Below are 15,090 nucleotides of genomic sequence, written 5' to 3'. Positions count from 1 at the left end.
GCCGCGCGTCCTTTCGGGGTGAGGATGCTGCAAGGCTTTTGGAGTGAACTTGAATTCTGTAAAGGCGCGGCGGTTTTCGTCGCGCCTTTTGTGTTCCGGGATGCTTGCCCGCAGCCGCAAAACTTTCTCTTGCCGATGGCACTAAAATAAAGGACAAATTTCCGTCCGGGCATTTGCCGGCCCGAGACTGGACTTGTGGGATCAAAGGAGCTTCCCATGCCGCAGACCGGCACCGTCAAATTCTTCAATCACGCCAAGGGCTTCGGCTTCATCACGCCGGACGACGGGGCAAAGGATGTCTTCGTCCATATTTCGGCCGTGCAGGCGTCGGGTCTTCCCGGTCTTGAGGATGGGCAGAAAGTGACATTCGACACCGAGCCGGACAAGCGCGGCAAGGGTCCGAAAGCCGTCAACCTGTCGATCGGCTGAACCACCCCCGGACAGAATGGACGTGGGCCGGTCTGGCCTGCGGTGTTTGCCGCACGCTTGAACCGCCCAGTTAGATGAACCGCCTGGTCAAATTTCGTTCAGCCCCCGTTCAGCCACGGTCGCATATTAATCTTCGTTAAAGCCGGACCGCATCCCCCGAAAACGACCCGGGCCGGCACGAAGGAGACCGACATGAACCGAATTTTCAAGACTGCCATCCTGTCCGCCGCGGTCGTTGCGACCACGCTTGCGACCTTGCCCGCGGCCAATGCCGACGAATGGCGCCATCACCGCCGCCACCACGGCCACGGCGACGCCGTTGCGGCCGGCGTGCTCGGCCTTGCGGCCGGTGCCCTGATCGGCGGTGCGCTCGCCAGCCCGCAGCCCCGCTATTACGACCCGGCCTATGATGATGAATACTACAGGCCTGCCCCGGTGCGCCGTTATTACTTGCAGCCGCGAGTGGCCTATGCCGAAAGCTATGCGGAGCCGTGGACCCGCGGCTGGTACGAATACTGCTCGGACCGCTACCGGAGCTTCAACGCCCGTACCGGCACGTTCACCGGCTATGACGGCGAACAGCATTTCTGCACCGCCAATTAGCGGAGGCAGTTTCCCGTCGGAAAAAAGCGCGGTCGCACAGGCCGCGCTTTTTGTTTCCGGCAAGCGGTTTCAGACCAGAAAAGGATTGCTCCGCCGCTCCTCACCAAAACGGCCGCTGGGACCATGGCCGCAGATAAAGCCGATGTCGTCGCCCAACGGCAAAAGCTTCTCCTTGATCGAGGCGATCAGCGCGGCGTGGTTGCCGCCCGGCAGATCGGTGCGGCCGACCGAACCGCGGAACAGCACGTCGCCGACATGGGCGAACTTCGCAGCCCGGCTATAGTAGACGACGTGGCCGGGTGCATGGCCCGGACAATGGAGCACCTCGAACTCGTGTGAGCCGAACGAAACGGTCTCGCCTTCGGCAAGGAACCGGTCGGGGACACAGTTGCGCACGGGATCGGTGATGCCGTAGCGCTTCGCCTGGTTCTCGAGATTGGCGAGCAGCGGCCGGTCGGCGGCATGCGGACCGATGATCTCGATACCGAGCGCCTCCTTCAGTTCCATGGCCCCGCCGGCATGGTCGATATGGCCATGCGTAATCCAGATCGCGCCGGCAGTGATCGCATTGTCCTCGAGCGCCGCCAGCACCTTGTCGATGTCACCGCCCGGATCGACGACAACGCCTTGTCTGTCGTCCATGTCGAAGAGGATGGTGCAGTTCTGCTGGAACGGCGTGACCGGCACGATGCCGGCGTTGAGCTGACCCATATTCGTCCTTTCACGCTGTCGGAGTGCTGCGCTTCCCCTCGAACGCGTCAGGAGAGCTCCAACCTTGAACCATACACTGATGTAGAGACACACGCGAACGGCGTCCACCGCTCCACAAACGGCAAACGAAATGGGCGGCCGAAGCCGCCCATTTGAAAACCTGAATCGTCGAAGCTTATTTCTTCATCGCGTTCATGACCGCACCGATGATGCCGGTCAGGATGGCGCCGCCGCCGGCACCGCCAACGATATTTGAAATGTTCAACGCGCTGCCGGCCCCTGCCGCCGTGGCGGCTGCTGCCGGATCGACCGCGCCACCCAGCAGACTGTTGAGGATGGCCGCACCGCCGACGCCGCCGACAGCGCCACCCAGGATTTTGGTAAGCTGCCCCATCGCCGCACTCTTGATAGCCGCACCCACCGCCTGGCCACCGATGATGCCCGTAATCACCTGAATAATGATCGGAAGAAGCGTGTTCATATCCATATTTCCAGTCCCTCCATAGCTGCCAGCCTCCCAGGCCGACGCCATCATGAGACGCCGAATTGAATGAAAGTCAAATGCGCAAACGCTTAAATAAAAGGCGCGGCCCGAAAACCGCCCCTACTTGATAAAAAACCTGTGACTTTCGTTATTCTGCAGCAATCGCGTGGTTGGGTTGAACCGCCGCAGAATAGTCGTTCATCAATGTCTTGGCGATATCGCCGACCTCGAATCGGTACGGACCGATCTCCGAAACCGGTGTCACCTCGGCCGCCGTCCCGGTGAGGAAGCACTGGTGAAAGCCTTCAAGCTCCTCCGGCATGATGGCGCGCTCGATCACCTCCACACCGCGGTCCTTGGCAAGGTCGATGACCGTGCGGCGGGTGATGCCGTCGAGGAAGCAATCAGGCTTGGGCGTGTGGATCTTGCCGTCCTTGACGAAGAAGATGTTGGCGCCTGTCGCTTCCGCCACCTGGCCACGCCAGTCGAGCATCATGGCGTCGGCATAGCCCTTGGCCTCGGCGGCATGCTTGGACATGGTGCAGATCATGTAGAGGCCGGCCGCCTTCGATTTCGACGGTGCGGTGCGCGGGTCGGGGCGGCGCCATTCGGCCATGTCGAGCCGGATGCCCTTGAGCTTCTGCGCCGGGTCGAAATAGCTTGGCCACTGCCAGATGGCGATGGCGCAGTTGATCCGGCTGTTCTGTGCGGAAACGCCCATCTGTTCACTGCCGCGCCACGCGATCGGCCGGACATAGGCGTCCTGGAAACCTTGCTTCTTCAACAGCGAGCGGCAGGCGTCGTCGATCTCGGCGACCGAGTAGGGTATCTTGAAGCCGAGCAGGCGCGCCGATTCATGCAGGCGTTCGGTGTGGTCGGTCAGCTTGAAAATTTCGCCGCCGTAAGCGCGCTCGCCCTCGAATACCGCGCTGGCGTAGTGCAGCCCGTGGGTCAAGACGTGGATCTTGGCGTCGGCCCATTTGACGAACTCGCCGTTCATCCAGATAAAGCCGTCCAGTTGGTCGAAGGGAACGGATGCCATGGTAACCTCCCGCGGGCGGCGGCCCGCACATCATTGTGTCGTTGCGTGTTTCGTTTCGGCCGCTGTGGGCGGCCATTGTCTCAAAGCGTAGGCGGATATTTAAGGTCTGGCAAACTCAGGAAGTTCCGGAAAAAACGGCTTCGCTTGCCTTTTCGTTCGCAATCCGCCGAAAAGCTTGCCAAAAATTAGCATCGCGCGGAAAATACGTCAATAGTGCTGACATAATTTCCTGCTTCACACGGAGAAAAGATGACGAGCCACGCAGCCGCAGAACCGATCAGGACGGCGATCACCGACGAGGACGGCATCGATTTCGCCATCATCGAGTTGTTCTTCTTCGCCTATCGCGACTTTACCTCCGATCCGGACCAGATCCTGGCCGAATACGGTTTTGGCCGTGCCCATCACCGGGTTCTGCATTTCGTCAATCGCCGGCCCGGTCTGACGGTCGCCGAACTCCTCGACGTGCTCAAGATCACCAAGCAGAGCCTGGCGCGCGTGCTCAAGCAACTGATCGACACCGACCATATCGTGCAATTGCAGGGCCCTCGCGACCGCCGCCAGCGCGAGCTTTATCCGACGGCCAAGGGCCGTGCGCTGGCACTGGCGCTGGCGCGGCCACAGTCGCGCCGCATCCATGCTGCATTGGAAGATTCCGGAGCCACCGAACGCGCCGTTATCGAACGGTTCCTTGAAGCGATGGTCAATCCGGAACTAAGGGCGCAGATCGACATTGTGCCCGCAAAGATGTCAGGGAAAAGCCATGGAGACCATTGAGAGGGTTGATCATCCGACAGCACCGGAAGACGATGCGCCGCATCTGCTTGTGGTCGACGACGACACCCGTATCCGCAATCTTCTGAAACAGTATCTGACCGAAAACGGCTTTCGCGTCACCGTCGCCGGAAATTCCGGCGAGGCGCGGCGCAAGCTCGGCGGCCTCGACTTCGATCTGATCGTGCTCGACGTCATGATGCCGGGTGAAAGTGGCGTCGACCTCACCAAGGCGCTGCGGGCGGAGAAAAACGTGCCGATCCTGATGCTCACCGCACTGTCCGAAACCGACAGCCGGATCACCGGGCTCGAGGCCGGCGCCGACGACTATCTGCCTAAACCGTTCGACCCGCGCGAGCTGATCCTGCGTATCAACAATATCCTGCGCCGCGGCGGCCCCGCGACAACGCCTAAGGTCGAACAGCTGGTCTTTGGCCCCTATACATTCCAGATCGCCAGGCGTGAGCTGAAGCGCGGCGGCGAGGCGCTCAAGCTGACCGACCGCGAGCAGGAAATCCTGGCGATCTTCGCTGCGCGTGCCGGCGAAACGATACCGCGGCATGAGCTTGTCGGCGATGAATCCGAGGTCGGCGAGCGCACGATCGACGTCCAGATCAATCGGCTCCGCCGCAAGATCGAACGCGATCCGTCCAATCCGGTCTGGCTGCAGACAGTGCGCGGTATTGGGTATCGGCTCAGCGTGGAATAGAATGTCGCCGACAGCGGTCCTTTGCCGGGCCGCCGGTGAGCGAAAAGACGAATGGCGACCAGGCAACTCGAACGGCCGGGAGATGGCGGCTTGAGCGCTCGCGCGACGCGGGCGCTCAAGGCCGTGCCGCGCGCCTGGAACCGTTTCTGGCGCCTGGTGTCGCTTTACATGCCGAAGCGGCTCTATGCCCGCTCGCTGATCATCGTCATCGCGCCGATGATCATGCTGCAGTCGGTCGTCGCCTTTGTCTTCATGGAGCGCCACTGGCAGACCGTGACGCAGCGCCTGTCGCAGGCCACGGTGCGCGACATCGCCGCCATCATCGACCTGATAGAGACCTATCCTCACGACGCCGACTACGCCAACGTCATTCGCATCGCCCAGGATCGCATGCAGCTGAAAGTCGACCTCCTACCGCCCGACCCGCTGCCGCCTCCCGGGCCAAAGCCGTTCTTCTCGATCCTCGACGAGATCCTTTCGTCCGAGATCACCCGCCAGATCAACCGTCCGTTCTGGATCGATACGGTCGGCAATTCCAATATCGTCGAGGTCCGCGTCCAGCTCGAGAACAAGGTGCTGCGCGTCTTCGTGCGCCGCAGCCAGGCCTATGCATCGAACACCCATATTTTCCTGATCTGGATGGTCGGCACCTCGCTGGTGCTGCTGATGATCGCCATTCCCTTCCTGCGCAACCAGATCCGGCCGATTCTGACGCTGGCCGAGGCGGCCGAGAGCTTCGGCAAGGGCCGGCCGATGCCGCGCGATTTTCGCCCGCGCGGAGCCGAGGAGGTCCGCCGCGCCGGCTTTGCCTTCATCCAGATGCGCGAACGCATCGAACGCCAGCTCGAGCAGCGCACCGCCATGCTGAGCGGCGTCAGCCACGATCTGAGGACCATCCTCACCCGCTTCAAGCTGCAATTGGCGCTTGCCGGGACCAAGGCAGCCGATACCCAGGCACTCGACCAGGACATCGCCGACATGCAGTCGATGCTGGAAGGCTACCTTGCCTTTGCACGCGGCGAAGCTTCGGAAGACGCCGGCCAGTTCGATCTCGAAGCCTTCTTCGATAAGCTTCGCGAGGAGGCCGCGCTGCGCAAGCGCAAGCTGTCGACCGTGCTCGTCGGCGATCCGCATGTGCACGTGCGCCCCAATGCCTTTGCCCGGCTGCTGTCCAACGTCGTCGGCAATGCATTCCGCTATGCCAAGTCGGTGGAGATCAATGCCAATCATGGGCGCGGTTCGCTGCTCGTCACCATCGACGATGACGGTCCGGGAATTCCGCCCGAAAAGCGGGAGGATGTATTCAAGCCGTTCGTGCGGCTGGACGAGGCCCGCAACCTCGACGCCAGCGGCACCGGCCTTGGCCTCTCCATCGCACGTGACATTGCCCGCAGCCATGGCGGCGACATCGTCCTCGAACGCAGCCCGCTCGGCGGCCTTCGGGCGGTGATCAAGGTCCCCGCTTGACGGCAGCGACACCCGGCCTTCATCGGCCCGTCATGAAACCATGGTGAAGAGCGCCAATGAAGCGCGCGATCCTGATTGATTCGGCCCTGCGGCCTCATTTCGACCCCGCGCCTGTCCGGGTGCGCCGGTGCGAGGCCAGAGTGGCGGCGTGGTCGCCGTTCAGGCATCGCGGCAAGCCAATCAAGGTTGCCGCCAAGGGACCGCCATGCGCATCCTGATGGTCACCGACGCCTGGCGCCCGCAAGTCAACGGCGTCGTCCACACGCTGGAGCGCCTCTCGGAGACCCTGAAATCCTTCGATATCGAGACGGACTTCCTGACGCCGAATATCTTTCGCACCCTGCCTCTGCCGACCTATCCCGATATCAGGCTGGCGCTGACGACGCCGCACCGCGTGGCGCAGCTGATCGAGGCACGCAAGGTGGACCACATCCATATCGTCACCGAAGGACCGCTCGGCATTATGGCCCGGCGCTACTGCCGCAACGCCGGCCGCCCGTTCACGACCAGCTATCACACACGTTTTCCGGAATATCTGAGCGCGCGCCTGCCGGTGCCTGAAGCATGGGCCTATCGCTGGCTGCGTGATTTCCACAATTCAGGACAGGGCACGCTGGTTGCCACCCAGTCGCTTGCCGACGATCTTGCGGCGCGCGGCTTCACCAAGCTCCGGCCGTGGACGCGCGGCGTCGACACCGATCATTTTCGGCCGGATAAAAGAAAGGACCTGGGATTTCCCGGACCGATCTTCCTCTGCGTCGGCCGCGTCGCGATCGAAAAGAACCTGCCGGCCTTCCTCGACCTCGACCTGCCGGGCAGCAAGGTGATCGTAGGCGAAGGGCCGGAATTGGCGAAGCTGAAGGCCAGATATCCCGATGCCCATTTCCTTGGCCATCGTCCGAACGACGAACTGGCCGAGATCTACGCCTCGGCCGATGTTTTCGTCTTCCCCAGCCGTACCGACACGTTCGGCAACGTCATCATCGAGGCGCTGGCCAGCGGCACGCCGGTCGCAGCCTATCCCGTCACCGGACCGATCGATATCGTCGGCGACAGCATCGGCGGCGCGGTATCGGACGACCTGCGGCAAGCAGCGCTCGCCGCCCTTCATGTCGACCGCGCCGAGGCGCGGCAACGCGCGATGCGCTACAGCTGGAAGGCCTGCGCGGAAATGTTCATGGAAACGGTCGAAGAGGCGCTGGGTACCACGCGTAAACTGGCTGCGTGAACAACAGCGCAGCTAGAACAACCTGCCGCCGTCCGGCACCTTGCGCTCGATCGCGCCAAGGACGACGGCGCCCTCCTCGTCAGGAAAGCCGAGCGTCAGCACTTCCGACATGAATGGCCCGATCTGACGCGGCGGGAAATTGACCACAGCGAACACCTGCCGGCCGATCAGGGTTTCGGGCGTATAATATTTCGTGATCTGGGCCGAGGATTTCTTCACCCCGATCACGGGACCGAAATCGATTTTCAATTTGATCGCCGGCTTGCGCGCCTCGGGAAAAGGCTCGGCCTCGACGATCGTGCCGGCGCGGATGTCGATGCGGTCGAAATCGGCAAAGCTGATCTCGGGTTTTCGCGCGTTGCTCGAACTCATCGACGGTCAGGCGTTTCCGTAGGTTTCGAACAGCACGCCGGCCAACGCATCCTTGGCCGAAGTGCCTGACCAGACGACGAACTGGAACGCCTGGAAATAGCATTCGCAGGCTTCCAGCGCCGACGACAGCAGCACCTCGACCTGCTGGCTCGACGGCTCGACCCCACCGGCCAGCAGCAGCGACTGGCGGAACATGATGGCGCCTTCCTGCTCCCAGAGGTCAAAATGGCCAAATAGCATCTGCTCGTTGATCAGCGAAAGCAGCCGCATCACCTCGAGCGCGCGCGCCTCCGGGACCTTGATGTCGAAGGCGCAGGCCAGGTGCAGCGCCTCGTAGTCCTCCATCCAGGAGAATGAAACGTGGTAGTCGGTCCAGCTTCCGGCAACCGAGATCGAGATCTCGTCGTCACCGGCCCGCTCGAAGGACCAATCGTTGTTGTGCGCCACCTGCTCGATAACGTCCACCGGATGGATTTCGCGGGAGAATTCGAGTTCGAGAAGTTCCATGAAATGCTTCCTGTCGTTCTGGGAGCGCCACCACACGCTCCGCGGGAGAGGCACACTCGAACAATTCTGCCTAGAACTCGGACGGCCAGGACTTCGTCAACGCAAAGACCCCGGACCGGACCCCACCGCCCGGCGCATGACCCTGCTCCGAATCATGCAACAAATTCAGTCTATTGATCGGGAGTCGCGTGACCAGCCAAATTTTTCGCACTGCGTCATTCGCATGTGGAAAGGCGCTGTCACAAAGATTCACGCAGTACCGGTAAGCGATTCACGACAAAGCGCTTTTTGCGATCCGGCTTTGTGGAAAAGTTTAACGATTTATTTCTTGTTATTTTTTTGCACGCGGCTTTGCCGCAGCCGCAGGCGCTGCTTGACCGGTCAATTCGGCAAGCCTGGCCTCGAGCGCCTCGATGCGAGCGGCGAGGCGGGTGTTTTCTTTCCTGGCCTTCGCCGCCATGTCGCGAGCGGCCTCGAATTCCTCGCGCTGCACCACGTCCATGGAGTTGAGTATGCGCTCGGCCTGGCCCCTGAAGGCGGTCTCCACCTCGCGCCGCACGCCTTGCGCGGCACCGGCTGCATCGGTCATCAGCTTGGCGAATTCATCGAGAATGCGGTTCGGTCCGGTCGCCATGGCAAATCCTCGCTTGGTCGAATTGACGTAGTGGCGCGCGATTCGGAATGCAAGCATATGCTTGCCTTGACCGCGCCAAAAGCCTGCCGCATGGTCCGCGCCCGAACCTGATTGGGAACCCGGAGACCCTGTTGAGCGAATATTTGCTGCCGCTGGCCGCCCTGCCCTTTCCCAACATCGACCCGGTCATCGTCCGGATCGGACCGCTGGCGGTGCATTGGTACGGCGTCGGCTACATCGTCGGCATTCTGTTCGCCTGGTGGTATGCCAAGCGCCTCGTCACCAACCCAAAACTGTGGCCCGACGGCACCCTGCCGATGAAGCCCGTCGACCTCGATGACTTCATCGTCTGGGCAGCCATCGGTGTGGTGCTCGGCGGACGCACCGGCTACGTGCTGTTCTACGATCTCAAGCGCTATATCGCCCATCCGCTCGATATCGTTGCCGTCTGGCAGGGCGGCATGTCTTTCCATGGCGGCCTGCTCGGCGTCATTGTCGCCATGACGCTGTTTTCCCGATCGCGCGGCATCCGAACGTGGTCGCTGTTTGACGTGGTGGCGGCCGGCGTGCCGGTGGGGCTTGGTCTTGTCCGTCTCGCGAATTTCGTCAATGCCGAACTCTGGGGCCGCGTTACCGATGTGCCATGGGGCGTCGTCTTTTGTAACAACCGCATTCTGCAGGCCGGTCAGTGCCTGGCCGGCACCGATCCACGCCATCCGAGCCAGATCTACGAGGCGCTGCTCGAAGGCTTGGTGTTGTTCCTTGTCCTGCGCTTCCTCACCCATTCGCGGCTCAAGCTGAAGACGCCGCGCTTCGTCGGCGGCGCCTTCATCGCCGGCTATGGCGCCTCGCGCATCTTCGTCGAATTCTTTCGCGAGCCCGACCAGCAGCTTGGCTACCTCCTTGGCACGAGCTGGCTGACCATGGGAATGGTGCTGTCACTGCCGATGGTGCTTGCCGGCATCTGGGCAATGGCAACGGCCAAGCCGGTGACAAAACCGCAGCCGGCATGACGCGGCTGAAGACCCGCATCGCCGAGCTGATCGGTGCGGTGGGACCGATCCCCATCAGCGAATACATGGCGCTCTGCCTGTTCGATCCGCAGGACGGCTATTATACGACACGCGAGCCGTTCGGCGCTGCCGGCGATTTCATCACCGCACCGGAGATCAGCCAGATGTTTGGCGAACTGGTCGCCATCTGGCTCTACCAGGCGTGGCTGGCGATCGACCGGCCGACGCCGGTCGCCATCGCCGAAATAGGCCCCGGCCGCGGCACGCTGATGAGAGATATGCTGCGCACGCTTTCGCGGCTCGATCGGACGCTTACCGCCAGCGCATCGTTCGCCTTGATCGAGACCAGTCTGCGGTTGACCGAGGTCCAGAAACGAACGCTTGCCGGGACGTCGGCCACCATCGCCTGGCATGAGGCCGTGGACACACTACCGCAGGGGCCGCTTCTGATTGTTGGTAACGAGCTGTTTGACGCGGTGCCCATCCGCCAGTTCGTCCGCGCTGGGGCCGGCTGGCGCGAGCGGATGATCGGTCTCGACGATGCGAACCGGCTGCGCTTTTTCGTCGGCGCCGGCTCGCTTGACCCGATGCTGCTGCCGGAGGGTGCCGAGAATGCGCCGCAAGGTGCCGTCGTCGAGGTGGCGCCAGCCCGCGCCGCCCTGATGGCGGCCATCGCCGGGCGACTTGCCGGATTTGGCGGCGCCGGCCTGTTTCTCGACTACGGTCACCTCCAGCCCGGGATCGGCGACACCTTGCAGGCGTTGCGCAAGCACGGTCATGAGGACGTGCTGGCCAATCCGGGGCAGGCCGATCTCACAGCCCATGTCGATTTCGCTGCCCTCGCGGCAACCGTTCGGGCACACAGCCTCGATGCCCACCTCTCAACGCAAGGTGAATTCCTGCTCAAGATGGGGCTTCTCGAACGGGCTGGCCGGCTCGGCGCCAATGCCGATGAGGCAGCTCGCGAAAAGATCGCGGCCGACGTCGAGCGCCTCGCCGGCCCGCTGGCCATGGGCGAACTCTTCAAGGTGCTTGCCGTCCTCCCCGCCGGCATTGCCGTTCCGCCGTTTCCAAGCACGGATTGACTTTTCGCTGCCGCCTCTCTCACTCTCCCGTCTCCGACTAGCGCCCGACATCAACTGCGCCAGCCTTCAACTGACTAGCCTTCAACTGCGCCCCTTCAACTCGCTTGACGAAATCGCCCATACGGACAACAAAGCCGCCATGCTGAATCAGACCAAACCGGATCCCGTTCGGTCGCCCTTGCTGGAAACGGCGCAAGGCATCCGCCACGGCTACTTCACGCGAGTCGGCGGCATTTCCAGCGGCATCTACCGGGGCCTCAACATCGGCACCGGCTCGAACGACGACCAGACGCTGGTGCGCGAGAATCGCCGCCGGGTCGCCGAATGGATGGGCGTGCCTGCAAACCATCTGCTGACCGCTCACCAGGTTCATTCGCCGGACGTCGTCATTGCCAGGGAGCCTTTTGCCGGCGAGCGGCCCAAGGCCGACGCCATTGTCACCGACCGGCCGGGCATTGCCGTCGGTGCCTCGACCGCCGACTGCGGACCGGTCCTCTTCGCCGACGCCGAGGCGCGCATTATCGGCGCCGCCCATGCCGGCTGGAAAGGCGCTTTCACCGGAGTGCTGGAAAACACCATCGCGGCAATGGAAAGCCTCGGCGCCCGGCGCGACCGCATCGTCGCAGTGCTCGGTCCTTCGATCGGCCCACGGAATTACGAAGTCGGACCGGAATTCGTCGCCCGTTTCGTCGACGCCGATGCCGGCAATGCTCGCTATTTCGCGCCCTCCGCAACTGCCGGACACGCGATGTTCGATCTCAACCGCTACACGGTCGACCGGCTGACCAAGGCTGGCATCAACGCCGAAGGACTTGGCCGCTGCACCTATGCCGAGGAAGAGCTTTTCTACTCCTATCGGCGCAGCACGCATCGCAACGAGCCCGACTACGGGCGGCAGGTTTCGGCAATCGTTTTGGAGGCTGACTGATGGCGCTGCATTTCGAACGCTCGGAATTCGACGCGCGGCGCGATCGACTGATGATCGAGATCGCCGAAAAGAAGCTCGACGCCGTCCTGCTGTTTGCCCAGGAAAGCATGTATTGGCTAACCGGCTACGACACCTTCGGCTTCTGCTTTTTCCAGTCCCTGGTGGTCAAGGCCGACGGCTCGATGGTGCTGCTGACGCGTTCGGCCGACTTGCGCCAGGCGCGCCACACCTCGATCATCGACAACATCGTTTTGTGGACGGACCGCAACGGCGCCAATCCGGCGGTAGATCTGCGCAATCTGCTCAACGAGCTTGACCTGCTCGGCGCCCGGATCGGCGTCGAATACGACACCCACGGCCTGACCGCCTATAATGGCCGGCGCCTCGACGAGCAGTTGCAGACCTTCGGGCAGATCGCGGATGCCTCCGGCATTGTCAGCCGGCTACGGCTGTTCAAGAGCCCGGCAGAAATCGCCAAGGCGGAAAAAGCCGCAAATCTGGCCGACGACGCGCTGGACGCAGCACTGCCGCTGATCAAGCAGGGCGGCGATGAGGCGCTGATCCTCGCCGCCATGCAAGGTGCGATCTTTGCCGGCGGCGGCGATTATCCGGCCAACGAGTTCATCATCGGCTCCGGAGTCGACGCCCTGCTTTGCCGCTACAAGGCCGGTCGCCGCAAGCTCACCAAGAACGACCAGCTGACGCTCGAATGGGCCGGTGTCTTCCACCACTACCATGCGGCAATGATGCGCACGGTGTTGACCGGCAAGGTATCGAAACGCCACCAGGAATTGTTCGATGCCGCCCGCGCCGCGCTACTTGCAGTCGAGAAGGCGATGACGCCCGGTAATACGTTCGGCGACGTGTTCGACGCCCATGCCCGCACCCTCGAAGCCCACAATTTGACCAAGCACCGGCTCAATGCCTGCGGCTATTCGCTCGGCGCCCGCTTCACCCCGTCCTGGATGGATATGCCGATGTTCTATCAGGGTAATCCCGAACCGATTGCGCCGAACATGACGCTGTTCGCCCATATGATCATCATGGACTCCGAAACCGAAACCGCGATGACGCTTGGCCGCACCTATCTGACCACCGAATCCCAGCCGAAGCCGCTGTCCCGCCATGATCTCGACTTGATCGTGCAGTGAATCCATAATGGAAAGAGTGTGAGGGGCGTTCGTCGCCAAGGAGTTTTCAGGCTAATGAGACGATCGCATGTGACGACCGTGTCATTGCTCGTGGCGCTGGCACTGGCGGCCTGCACCAATGCGAAGGACGTTCTCGAACCCTCGGCCATTGCCCCGCAATCGACGCAATCGCTCTCCGGAGCCGGAGGTGCCGCAACGCCCCCCGCAACTCCGGCTCAGCCTGCCGGCACCGCGCAAACTGGAGATACGGCGCAGCCTTCCGCTGCAGCAGCCGTGCCGCCCGCCAAAAGCGCGGCTGCCATTGCGCGGACCCGGCTGCAGGTGGCGCCGATCGTCGGCGCCTCGGTAGAAGCCGCGACACCGCTGACCGCCGAGCTTCAGACACGCGCCAGGCAGCGCGGCATCACCTTGGCCGGCAGCACCGACCAGACCCCTACGCATGTGCTCAAGGGCTATTTCTCGACCATGACGGAAGGCAAGGACACTACCGTCATCTATGTCTGGGACATTTATGACCCGGCCGGCAACCGGCTGCATCGCATCAACGGCCAGCAGAAGGCGCCGTCCGTTGGCGGCGGCGAAGGCTGGACGGCGGTCGCGCCGGCGACCATGCAGGCAATTGCCGACCAGACAATCGACCAGTTCGCCACCTGGCTTGGCGGCGGCGCCGGCTGACCTGGAGCGTGATTCCGAAAAGTGGAATCCGGTTTTCGGAAAAGAGCATGCTCAGACTGAAAGTTAGAAGCTATCCCGATTCCGTCGGCATGGAACTGGCTCTATCGCCGCATGCTCAAGCCGTAAGCGTTTATTGAGATTAGCCGGCGGATTCCCATTCACGACGCTTGCAATACCGGCGCGGGCCGCTAAAAGCCCGACTAAGAGGCTGGAGTGCTATCGGAGTCTCTCAATCCTTCGCCAGGAACGGTGCATGAAGCTCTTCGCGGGCAATTCCAACAGGGTGCTGGCCGAATCAGTCGCCCGTTACCTCAACATTCCGCTGGGCAAGGCCAGCGTCAGGCGCTTCGCCGACCAGGAAATCTTCGTCGAGATCCAGGAGAACGTGCGCGGCGAGGACGTCTTCATCCTGCAGTCCACCTCGTTCCCGACTAACGATCATTTAATGGAACTGCTCATCATGATCGACGCCTTCATGCGCTCCTCGGCCAAGCGCATCACTGCAGTTATTCCTTATTTCGGCTATGCCAGGCAGGATCGCCGTGCCTCGGGCCGCACACCGATCTCGGCCAAGCTGGTCGCCAACATGATCACGAGGGCGGGCGTCAACCGGGTGCTGACCCTGGATCTCCATGCCGGCCAGATTCAAGGCTTCTTCGACATCCCGACCGACAATCTGTTTTCCGTGCCGGTCATGGCCCGCGACGTAAAGGCGAAATACAAGCAGCTTGCCAACGTCATGGTGGTGTCGCCGGATGTCGGCGGCGTGGTCCGCGCCCGCGCGCTCGCCAAGCGCATCGACGCCCAGCTTGCCATCGTCGACAAGCGCCGCGAGCGCCCCGGCGAATCGGAAGTCATGAACGTCATCGGTGACGTGCGCGGCAAGGATTGCCTGTTGATCGACGACATCATCGATTCGGGCGGCACGCTGTGCAATGCGGCCGATGCGCTGCTTGCCGACGGCGCCACCAGTGTCACTGCCTATACTACCCATGGCGTTTTGTCCGGCGGCGCCATCGCCCGCATCGGCGCCTCGAAACTGCAGGAACTGGTCATCACCGATTCCATCCAGCCGACCCAGGCAGTGCTGGACGCCGCCAATATCCGCGTCATCTCCATCGCCGAATTGATGGGCGAGGCGATCTCGCGCACGGCGACCGAGGAATCGGTGTCGAGCCTGTTCGATTAATGCGTGTCGCGCAAAGTGCAGCGGTTTTGCGATAACGACATGCATAAAAGCAAGAACCCAAAGCGCGTCGCATGAGGCCGGTCGAACGC

The 15,090-nt window shown here is 62.4% G+C and carries 18 protein-coding genes; 12 read left to right on the top strand and 6 right to left on the bottom strand.

Going from position 1 to position 15,090, the window contains the following annotated elements; all coding sequences use genetic code 11:
- Positions 1 to 216 precede the first annotated feature (216 nt).
- A complete protein-coding gene (locus NKI52_RS08065) occupies positions 217 to 429 on the top strand; it encodes a cold-shock protein (protein ID WP_006202521.1) in 213 nt (70 codons plus the stop codon).
- Between the two features lie 192 nt (positions 430 to 621).
- Complete coding sequence (locus tag NKI52_RS08060; RefSeq protein WP_352697559.1) at positions 622 to 1,032, top strand: BA14K family protein; 411 nt, start codon at positions 622 to 624, stop codon at positions 1,030 to 1,032.
- A 69-nt stretch (positions 1,033 to 1,101) separates the two neighbouring features.
- Here the strand turns inward: NKI52_RS08060 and NKI52_RS08055 are convergent, their stop codons facing one another.
- From NKI52_RS08055 to NKI52_RS08045, 3 genes are all read right to left on the bottom strand, one after another.
- Positions 1,102 to 1,743, bottom strand: coding sequence for an MBL fold metallo-hydrolase (locus NKI52_RS08055; protein ID WP_352697557.1), 642 nt, complete (start codon positions 1,741 to 1,743; stop codon positions 1,102 to 1,104).
- 175 nt (positions 1,744 to 1,918) lie between these two features.
- On the bottom strand, positions 1,919 to 2,230 hold the full coding sequence (locus NKI52_RS08050) for a hypothetical protein (protein WP_023678412.1): 312 nt from the start codon (positions 2,228 to 2,230) through the stop codon (positions 1,919 to 1,921).
- 145 nt (positions 2,231 to 2,375) lie between these two features.
- Positions 2,376 to 3,269: a branched-chain amino acid aminotransferase gene (locus tag NKI52_RS08045; protein WP_352456927.1), complete on the bottom strand. Its 894-nt coding sequence runs from the start codon at positions 3,267 to 3,269 to the stop codon at positions 2,376 to 2,378.
- Positions 3,270 to 3,518: 249 nt separating this feature from the next.
- Between NKI52_RS08045 and NKI52_RS08040 the strand changes: the two genes are divergently transcribed.
- The 4 genes from NKI52_RS08040 (at position 3,519) to NKI52_RS08025 (ending at position 7,447) form a co-directional block, all read left to right on the top strand.
- A complete protein-coding gene (locus NKI52_RS08040) occupies positions 3,519 to 4,046 on the top strand; it encodes a MarR family winged helix-turn-helix transcriptional regulator (RefSeq protein ID WP_352697555.1) in 528 nt (175 codons plus the stop codon).
- Complete coding sequence (locus tag NKI52_RS08035; RefSeq protein ID WP_352697553.1) at positions 4,033 to 4,752, top strand: response regulator; 720 nt, start codon at positions 4,033 to 4,035, stop codon at positions 4,750 to 4,752. The genes NKI52_RS08040 and NKI52_RS08035 overlap by 14 nt, the downstream gene beginning before the upstream one ends.
- Positions 4,753 to 4,803: 51 nt before the next feature.
- Positions 4,804 to 6,219 (top strand): ATP-binding protein, encoded by a 1,416-nt coding sequence (locus NKI52_RS08030; protein WP_352697551.1) that lies wholly within the window; start codon positions 4,804 to 4,806, stop codon positions 6,217 to 6,219.
- A gap of 205 nt (positions 6,220 to 6,424) precedes the next feature.
- Complete coding sequence (locus NKI52_RS08025; protein ID WP_352697549.1) at positions 6,425 to 7,447, top strand: glycosyltransferase family 4 protein; 1,023 nt, start codon at positions 6,425 to 6,427, stop codon at positions 7,445 to 7,447.
- Positions 7,448 to 7,459: 12 nt separating this feature from the next.
- Here the strand turns inward: NKI52_RS08025 and NKI52_RS08020 are convergent, their stop codons facing one another.
- The 3 genes from NKI52_RS08020 to NKI52_RS08010 all read right to left on the bottom strand — a co-directional run bounded on the left by NKI52_RS08020 (position 7,460) and on the right by NKI52_RS08010 (position 8,960).
- Positions 7,460 to 7,819 (bottom strand): tRNA-binding protein, encoded by a 360-nt coding sequence (locus NKI52_RS08020; RefSeq protein WP_352568003.1) that lies wholly within the window; start codon positions 7,817 to 7,819, stop codon positions 7,460 to 7,462.
- Positions 7,820 to 7,825: 6 nt separating this feature from the next.
- The gene (locus NKI52_RS08015; protein WP_023678420.1) at positions 7,826 to 8,326 is read right to left on the bottom strand and encodes a type III secretion system chaperone family protein; all 501 of its coding nucleotides are present in this window, start codon (positions 8,324 to 8,326) and stop codon (positions 7,826 to 7,828) included.
- A gap of 331 nt (positions 8,327 to 8,657) precedes the next feature.
- Positions 8,658 to 8,960, bottom strand: a complete 303-nt coding sequence (locus NKI52_RS08010) for an accessory factor UbiK family protein (protein ID WP_352697676.1) — start codon at positions 8,958 to 8,960, stop codon at positions 8,658 to 8,660.
- Between the two features lie 131 nt (positions 8,961 to 9,091).
- Here NKI52_RS08010 and lgt point away from each other — a divergent pair, with 131 nt between their 5' ends.
- The 6 genes from lgt (at position 9,092) to NKI52_RS07980 (ending at position 15,001) form a co-directional block, all read left to right on the top strand.
- The gene (lgt, locus tag NKI52_RS08005; RefSeq protein WP_352697547.1) at positions 9,092 to 9,973 is read left to right on the top strand and encodes a prolipoprotein diacylglyceryl transferase; all 882 of its coding nucleotides are present in this window, start codon (positions 9,092 to 9,094) and stop codon (positions 9,971 to 9,973) included.
- Positions 9,970 to 11,058 carry a class I SAM-dependent methyltransferase gene (locus tag NKI52_RS08000; protein ID WP_352697545.1) on the top strand — a complete coding sequence of 363 codons (1,089 nt, stop codon included), beginning with the start codon at positions 9,970 to 9,972 and terminating at the stop codon, positions 11,056 to 11,058. The genes lgt and NKI52_RS08000 overlap by 4 nt, the downstream gene beginning before the upstream one ends.
- Positions 11,059 to 11,197: 139 nt before the next feature.
- Positions 11,198 to 11,986, top strand: a complete 789-nt coding sequence (gene pgeF, locus NKI52_RS07995; RefSeq protein WP_352697543.1) for a peptidoglycan editing factor PgeF — start codon at positions 11,198 to 11,200, stop codon at positions 11,984 to 11,986.
- Positions 11,986 to 13,137 carry a M24 family metallopeptidase gene (locus NKI52_RS07990; RefSeq protein ID WP_352697541.1) on the top strand — a complete coding sequence of 384 codons (1,152 nt, stop codon included), beginning with the start codon at positions 11,986 to 11,988 and terminating at the stop codon, positions 13,135 to 13,137. Before pgeF ends, NKI52_RS07990 begins: the two co-directional genes overlap by 1 nt.
- A 54-nt stretch (positions 13,138 to 13,191) precedes the next feature.
- Positions 13,192 to 13,812 (top strand): hypothetical protein, encoded by a 621-nt coding sequence (locus NKI52_RS07985; RefSeq protein WP_352697538.1) that lies wholly within the window; start codon positions 13,192 to 13,194, stop codon positions 13,810 to 13,812.
- A gap of 253 nt (positions 13,813 to 14,065) precedes the next feature.
- Positions 14,066 to 15,001: a ribose-phosphate pyrophosphokinase gene (locus tag NKI52_RS07980; RefSeq protein WP_023678427.1), complete on the top strand. Its 936-nt coding sequence runs from the start codon at positions 14,066 to 14,068 to the stop codon at positions 14,999 to 15,001.
- Positions 15,002 to 15,090: the final 89 nt, after the last annotated feature.

The sequence above is a fragment of the Mesorhizobium sp. M0590 genome (assembly GCF_040320905.1).
In the GTDB taxonomy this organism is placed as follows: Bacteria; Pseudomonadota; Alphaproteobacteria; order Rhizobiales; family Rhizobiaceae; genus Mesorhizobium.
This window is presented reverse-complemented; position numbering and strand designations above follow the sequence as displayed.

What these genes read in the sequence shown, in the direction of transcription:
- NKI52_RS08065 (WP_006202521.1), top strand. Translation starts at nt 217, where the DNA reads ATGCCGCAGACCGGCACCGTCAAATTCTTCAATCACGCCAAGGGCTTC.
- NKI52_RS08060 (WP_352697559.1), top strand. Translation starts at nt 622, where the DNA reads ATGAACCGAATTTTCAAGACTGCCATCCTGTCCGCCGCGGTCGTTGCG.
- NKI52_RS08055 (WP_352697557.1), bottom strand. Translation starts at nt 1,743, where the DNA reads ATGGGTCAGCTCAACGCCGGCATCGTGCCGGTCACGCCGTTCCAGCAG.
- NKI52_RS08050 (WP_023678412.1), bottom strand. Translation starts at nt 2,230, where the DNA reads ATGGATATGAACACGCTTCTTCCGATCATTATTCAGGTGATTACGGGC.
- NKI52_RS08045 (WP_352456927.1), bottom strand. Translation starts at nt 3,269, where the DNA reads ATGGCATCCGTTCCCTTCGACCAACTGGACGGCTTTATCTGGATGAAC.
- NKI52_RS08040 (WP_352697555.1), top strand. Translation starts at nt 3,519, where the DNA reads ATGACGAGCCACGCAGCCGCAGAACCGATCAGGACGGCGATCACCGAC.
- NKI52_RS08035 (WP_352697553.1), top strand. Translation starts at nt 4,033, where the DNA reads ATGGAGACCATTGAGAGGGTTGATCATCCGACAGCACCGGAAGACGAT.
- NKI52_RS08030 (WP_352697551.1), top strand. Translation starts at nt 4,804, where the DNA reads ATGGCGACCAGGCAACTCGAACGGCCGGGAGATGGCGGCTTGAGCGCT.
- NKI52_RS08025 (WP_352697549.1), top strand. Translation starts at nt 6,425, where the DNA reads ATGCGCATCCTGATGGTCACCGACGCCTGGCGCCCGCAAGTCAACGGC.
- NKI52_RS08020 (WP_352568003.1), bottom strand. Translation starts at nt 7,819, where the DNA reads ATGAGTTCGAGCAACGCGCGAAAACCCGAGATCAGCTTTGCCGATTTC.
- NKI52_RS08015 (WP_023678420.1), bottom strand. Translation starts at nt 8,326, where the DNA reads ATGGAACTTCTCGAACTCGAATTCTCCCGCGAAATCCATCCGGTGGAC.
- NKI52_RS08010 (WP_352697676.1), bottom strand. Translation starts at nt 8,960, where the DNA reads ATGGCGACCGGACCGAACCGCATTCTCGATGAATTCGCCAAGCTGATG.
- NKI52_RS08000 (WP_352697545.1), top strand. Translation starts at nt 9,970, where the DNA reads ATGACGCGGCTGAAGACCCGCATCGCCGAGCTGATCGGTGCGGTGGGA.
- pgeF (WP_352697543.1), top strand. Translation starts at nt 11,198, where the DNA reads ATGCTGAATCAGACCAAACCGGATCCCGTTCGGTCGCCCTTGCTGGAA.
- NKI52_RS07990 (WP_352697541.1), top strand. Translation starts at nt 11,986, where the DNA reads ATGGCGCTGCATTTCGAACGCTCGGAATTCGACGCGCGGCGCGATCGA.
- NKI52_RS07985 (WP_352697538.1), top strand. Translation starts at nt 13,192, where the DNA reads ATGAGACGATCGCATGTGACGACCGTGTCATTGCTCGTGGCGCTGGCA.
- NKI52_RS07980 (WP_023678427.1), top strand. Translation starts at nt 14,066, where the DNA reads ATGAAGCTCTTCGCGGGCAATTCCAACAGGGTGCTGGCCGAATCAGTC.